The organism is Proteus sp. fly-1067, assembly GCF_040139345.1.
Taxonomy (GTDB): Bacteria; Pseudomonadota; Gammaproteobacteria; order Enterobacterales; family Enterobacteriaceae; genus Proteus; species Proteus vulgaris_B.
Map to the genome: position 1 here is coordinate 1 of NZ_JBEEUL010000057.1, position 879 is coordinate 879.

General features: G+C 37.3%; 1 protein-coding gene. It reads left to right on the plus strand.

The window, feature by feature from the left end; all coding sequences use genetic code 11:
* The coding region (locus ABN217_RS19045) for an MmgE/PrpD family protein (protein WP_502935135.1) at window positions 1-683 on the plus strand (683 nt) is incomplete at its 5' end.
* Window positions 684-879: the final 196 nt, after the last annotated feature.

Here is an 879-nt window from a genome sequence, read left to right on the forward strand (position 1 = left end):
GTCTCTACCAAACTCACGGTATTCGAGAACAAGCACAACCCGAACAAGTGGCATTGGGATTAGGTAAACGATGGGAATTTTTAAATGTTTCGATTAAGCCTTATCCGGTGTGCCACTTTGCTCATGCGACTGTTGACTGTGGACGTAATCTGCTGAAAAAAGGGGTCACGGCTGATGATATTGAGAGCGTGGAGTGCGTGGTTGATCCTGTCGCAGCCGCTTTAATTTGTGAACCACTTGAAACAAAATGGGCACCTCAAACAGCTTATGGAGCAAAATTTAGTTTGCCGTGGCTATTTGCTGTGGGCTTTTTAGATAATGCATTAACGTTATCTTCATTATTACCCGAAAACTTACAACGTGAAGATATTCAATCGTTAGCGAAGCGTGTAAGTTATCGTTATCCTGAAAAAGCTGAAATACCATTCCCAACATATTTTCCAGGATTAATTTTTGTGACATTAAAAAATGGTGAAAAGATCACCGAGAGATTAGATATTCAATATGGTAATCCACAAAATCCAATGACTGATAAGGATGTGATCAGTAAATTTTACGATAATGCTTCATTAGTGATGCAAGATAAACAATTGACTCAACTCGTTGAAAAAACGTTGGATTTTGAGAATGTCACTCTTTCTGAGATTACACAATTATTGCGTATTGAAGAAAACACTAATTAAGTTAAAAATAACGTCAATAAGATGATGAAGTGAAGGATTGGTTTGGTCTATCCAATCCTTTTTTTATTGCCTTGCACACATAAATTCAGATGTACATACAATTTTTTCACCAATACGAACAATACCAAAAAAGCTAACAATAGTGCGTCGTTGTCGGCGAAACTGAATATCCAGATGTAGTTGATCACCCGCTTTT